The 4,857-nt window shown below is 49.7% G+C and carries 4 protein-coding genes; 3 read left to right on the forward strand and 1 reads right to left on the reverse strand.

Annotation, left to right across the window (positions count from 1 at the left end):
* Nucleotides 1-252 precede the first annotated feature (252 nt).
* Genes FJ444_RS20080 through FJ444_RS20090 form a run of 3 tightly spaced genes read left to right on the forward strand, consistent with a single transcriptional unit; the run spans nt 253 to nt 2,668 of the window.
* Complete coding sequence (locus FJ444_RS20080; protein ID WP_181405248.1) at nt 253-1,941, forward strand: ABC transporter ATP-binding protein; 1,689 nt, start codon at nt 253-255, stop codon at nt 1,939-1,941.
* A 3-nt stretch (nt 1,942-1,944) separates the two neighbouring features.
* Nucleotides 1,945-2,214, forward strand: a complete 270-nt coding sequence (locus tag FJ444_RS20085) for a PqqD family protein (protein WP_140961524.1) — start codon at nt 1,945-1,947, stop codon at nt 2,212-2,214.
* Nucleotides 2,207-2,668, forward strand: coding sequence for a lasso peptide biosynthesis B2 protein (locus FJ444_RS20090; protein ID WP_181405249.1), 462 nt, complete (start codon nt 2,207-2,209; stop codon nt 2,666-2,668). Before FJ444_RS20085 ends, FJ444_RS20090 begins: the two co-directional genes overlap by 8 nt.
* A 33-nt stretch (nt 2,669-2,701) precedes the next feature.
* Here the strand turns inward: FJ444_RS20090 and FJ444_RS20095 are convergent, their stop codons facing one another.
* On the reverse strand, nt 2,702-4,480 hold the full coding sequence (locus tag FJ444_RS20095) for a lasso peptide isopeptide bond-forming cyclase (RefSeq protein ID WP_140961527.1): 1,779 nt from the start codon (nt 4,478-4,480) through the stop codon (nt 2,702-2,704).
* Nucleotides 4,481-4,857 lie beyond the last annotated feature (377 nt).

The following is a 4,857-nucleotide window of genomic DNA, read 5'->3' on the forward strand; positions in this document are numbered from 1 at the left end:
CTGCGCGGGGATGACTTCCCTTACCGTCATCCCGGGCTTGACCCGGGATCTACTCAAACAACGCACCGATGCCAAACGAGATCCCCGCCTGCGCGGGGATGACGGATAAGGGCGGGGACGACAGAGAAGGGCGGGGATGACGGATAAGGGCGGGGATGACGGGGGTGACGCAGCATAGGGAGTGTTGTAAAGTAACACCACACAGAACAGGGGACGATGCCCAGGTGTCGGGTAACAATAACGGAAGTACACATGTTCAATAGCCTGCGACTGCACTACGGCTTAAAGGTTTTTCAATCCTACAAATGGTCTTTCACGCTGGTGGTAATGCTTATGGTTACCGAAACCGCTGTTAGCCTTACTGTGCCTTATTTAGTGGGTCAGCAGTCTCAGTCGTTTCTTCAGGAAGTAACTATTCTGAATAATAACCACCTGAAATACCTGTATTTGTGGGTGGCGTTATTTGCCGCGCAGGCCGCACTTCGATTTTTGTCTACCTACAATGTTAATTTGGTTGGTGCGCGATTAATGGCAGAGCTTAGCTGCCGACTGTACGACCATATTCAGGTGTTGCCCATCCAGTATTTTCAGGAAAACAAGCGCGGTGACGTACTGTCGATGCTCACTAACGACCTGGCGGTAGTGAGTTTTTTTGCCTCCAGTGTGCTAACTAACCTTATTCCTAACATTTTGGTGTTAATTGGCGCGGGTGTTCTGATGTACATGCTGGAACCCACTATTGCTCTACTTATTTGTTTTTTGGTTCCAATTATTTATATCATTTTAAAGCTGGTGAGCCGGGGCATGCAGCCCATATCGCGTGCGCTGGTGCAGCGCCAGGCCGACTCCCTTGCTCAGGCCAGTGAAAACATTGGCGCCATATCGCTTATAAAAGCATTTAACAAAGAAGCGTCGGAGTCGTCTAAATTCAAGCGTCGCTCTAAGGAAATACTGGCATTACGGGCGCAACAATTTCGTTTGCAAGCCCTGCTGTCGCCGCTTATTCAGTTCCTGGCTTCTCTGTGTATTTTAATTGTGGTGATCATGAGTGTGCTTAAATTTAATGCCGGCACGCTGAGTATTCCGGATCTGATTAGTTTGTTGCTGTATGGCATTGTGTTTACCCGGCCGTTGGGATCGCTGGCCGGATTGTATGGTCAGTTACAGCAAGTTATTGGTGCGTCTGAACGCCTGTTGCATGTGTATCATTTGGAAAGTGAACCCCGCGATGAGCATGGAGTACCGATTAGCGTAGCGCAGGGCGATATTGTATTCGATAACGTTGAATTTGCGTTTCCACAGCGTGGCTGCATATTAAAAGGCGTGTCGTTTCACCTTAAAGCCGGGCAAAACATGCTGATTTACGGCCAGAACGGTGGTGGTAAAACTACCATGCTGCATTTGCTAATGCGCTTCTTTCAGCCGTCAAAAGGGGCAATTTTAATTGATGGCCAGAATATTCAACAGGCCACTACCGCCTCGCTGCGACACGCTATTGGGCTGGTGTCGCAGGATGTGTTGCTGTTAAACGGCAGTATTTATGAAAACCTCACTTATGGTGTTGCCAATCCGGCTGCCGACGATGTGTATAAGGCGGCCAGTCAGGCCGGACTCGACAACATTATTATGCGCTTACCACAAGGCTACGAAACCCAGGTAGGCGAGGGCGGTGTAAGGCTGTCTGGCGGCCAGCGCCAGCGTATTGCATTAGCCAGAGCGCTGCTGATGAAGCCAAAAATACTGTTGCTGGACGAACCTACCTCTATGTTAGATGAGCAGGCACGCTTGAGTTTTAAAGAGGAATTTCATGGATTATTTGCGCAGTTTACCGTTATCATGATCTCGCACGATCCTACACTGTCTGATGTTGCTGATGTGGTGTACCAACTGGAAAATGGTACCTTGCAGCGTCAGTCAACCAGGTCCGACTATCAGGAGTAAAATATGTCTGCCTATCAGTTAAAGCCCGAATTGTTATTACAGAAAGTTGCCGATGAAATGGTGTTGTTAGAGCCAGAATCGGGTGAGTATTACACGCTTAACAATGTAGGCGCCGACATGCTTGAACAGTTGCAACAAGGTAAATCAGCAAAGCAAATTGCGCAGTATATCGCCGATATTTACGATGTGAGTGCGCAGCAGGCCGAGTCCGATTTTAATGTGTTAATGGCCGATTTAGTTCAGGCAGACCTTGCCGAAGCGAGCGGTGTTTAAGTCTCTTTCTCAGTTTTGGGCACTCAATAGCGCGCAAAAAAAATGGTTTGTGCGCTGTTGGTGGCAGTTTGCCATTTGGCATATCCGCATTCAGTATTTACCCTATCATTGGTGGAAGATGCGCCTATTTAATAGCCTTAATAATAATAGTGGGCGCTCACTTTCTTTTTCGTTGCAAGACGCTATTCGGCTGAGCGAAATGGCCGCACGCCATCATGTATTTCGCATAAACTGTTTACGCCGCTGTGTGGTACAACAACAATTGCTGGCTGAGTATGACTATGAAACCACACTGCATTTTGGGGTAGCAAAGCAAGACAGCCGCCTAAAAGCGCACTGTTGGTTAACACACCAGGGAAAGCTGATTAACGACGGTCCGGAAGTAGTCAGTACTTATACCGAACTCAAACTGGCAGGTGAGCAGAGCCAGCAAATTCTGGCTGCTTTACGCTAGAGCCACACGGGATTTGGGTAACAACACATCTACTCAGTGGTGTTGCTGGATCCAGCGCTGAGTTAAAATGGCGTAAAGCAGATCCACATGCATACTCACTCCATTGCCACTCAATGCCGCGTCGAAGGCTTTAAGCAGTACAGCATTATTTACCAGTCCCAGTTCAGCCAGGCGTGTGTCGTTAAGTAACTCGCGCAGTGGCTCTGCGTTGTCTTTTACTAACTGACCAAAGTGGTTGTCGAAAGTCACTTTTTTCACGTTCCAGCACACCGATTCGGGCAAATGATGTTGCATGGCATTGCGCAACAACCACTTAGGATACGGGCCGCGAATCAATTGTTTACCTGGTACAGCAAAGCTGAATTCCGCCATGCGTGCATCAAAAAACGGGTGCGCAACATTAATGCCGTATTGCCATCCCACTTTTTGGTACGACCGCACCGAATTGTATGTAGAGGTGGTTTTCATGGCGTGATAGCGGGCATAGTTAACCGGCTGCTTGCGCTGGTTAAAGGGATTCGCAATTTGGCTGGCATCGGTGGCAGCCTTTGCTGCCTGTGGCGTTAGCCAGGGCGGAATATTCGACGGTGAGTAGCCTTTTAATTTATACGCAGTATTTAACAGCCACTGAGGAATAAGCGGCTTAACAAATAGCGAACGGGCTACCGGCCAGCGCGCCATGCCGGTTTGCTTACAGGCTTTCAGCACTTCCGCAATTACGCCAAATTCCCCCGCCCAAAGGCGCTCTGTGTAGGCACTGGCATGGCCCCAACACATTTCGTCACCGCCGTTACCGGTAAGTAAGCGGTGTCCGCCAGCGGCTCTTATCAAGTCACATTCCTGATGATATCTGGGCGACAGCACGGTACCGGGCGAATCAAAGTCGGTAGGGTAGAGCGATAAAAAATCCCGATGTGCGCCAGCATCAACTGTTACCTGGATGGGATCAACCAGATTGAGTTTGGCATACATGGCTTTAATGTTGGCAGATTCATCGCAACTGGCAGAATGGCTGTACAAGTGCGACAGTGCTCTGCAGGCGCGCGGACTTTTTAGTAACTCGTTTACCAGCGCGGTAATTGATGTGGAGTCCATGCCGCCGCTCATCTGGCTAACTACCAACGAATCTGAAGGATGGATATGGCTGCTCACACAACCGCGCAATAACGCCAAAAAGGCTTCCCTGTATTCGCTGTCGCTGCCCAATATTAGTTTGTTATGCGGATCGATATCCCAGAATATGTGCAGATGCACTTTTCCTGCCGGACTCACCTCAATGCTTTGCCCAAGTGGGAGAGTGTGAATTTCGTTATATAAACACAGCCCTGGATTGGGCTGCCCGGCTAACCAGCAGGCAAGGGCGGTGGTATTTAAGGTTGGCCGCTTGGGCATCAATTTAGCGATAAAAGACGCTTCTGAACTGATTACCGTTACGCCATCTACGTTACCGTAGTACAACACATGCTGATTAAGCGCATCGCGTGATGCATAAAGCTTTTTATGTGTGTTGTGCCACGTAAATACGGTGTGTGGCCCGGTGATCACATTCGAGATCCCTGCTGGTTGTTTATCGAACTGGCTGCTTAGTTCGCTGTTCGACAACGGCGCAGTGACACTGGCAATAACATTGCCGTTTGGCAGGGAAAACTGCGATAAACTCTGGTCGCGGGCACTGCCACGAGAACAATAACTACCTACTAAACAATGCGAATTCTGCCAGCTGAGCGCCAGGTTAGTATGGCGGCTGGCCTCATCAAACAAATCTAATATAGCGTGGTGGTCTGCCGCCACCATGGCAAATAACGCGGTCATGCTTATATACGGTAATCATCCTGAGTATGGCGTCACTATGCCCGTTAAGTTCAGGGGGCGCAAGTTCAGGGGATGACGTTACCTTTACCGTCACCCCAGGCCTGACCCGGAGCCTACTCAAACAACGCGCCGATGCCAAACAAGATCCCCGCCTTCGCGGGGATGACGGGGAGTGTGCAGAGATTACTTCCTATTTCGTCATCCCGGGCTTGACCCGGGATCTACTCAATAAGGCCGAGATCTCAATAAACGTCATCTGGGGCTCTACTCAAACAACGCGCCGATGCCAAACAAGATCCCCGCCTTCGCGGGGATGACGGGGAGTGTGCAGAGATTACTTCCTATTTCGTCATCCCGGGCTTGACCCGGGATCTACT

The organism is Aestuariibacter sp. GS-14 (assembly GCF_006494365.1).
In the GTDB taxonomy this organism is placed as follows: Bacteria; Pseudomonadota; Gammaproteobacteria; order Enterobacterales; family Alteromonadaceae; genus Alteromonas; species Alteromonas mangrovi.

Coding starts and splice junctions, on each gene's coding strand:
- FJ444_RS20095 (WP_140961527.1), bottom strand. CDS start 4,480: ATGACCGCGTTATTTGCCATGGTGGCGGCAGACCACCACGCTATATTA.
- FJ444_RS20080 (WP_181405248.1), top strand. CDS start 253: ATGTTCAATAGCCTGCGACTGCACTACGGCTTAAAGGTTTTTCAATCC.
- FJ444_RS20085 (WP_140961524.1), top strand. CDS start 1,945: ATGTCTGCCTATCAGTTAAAGCCCGAATTGTTATTACAGAAAGTTGCC.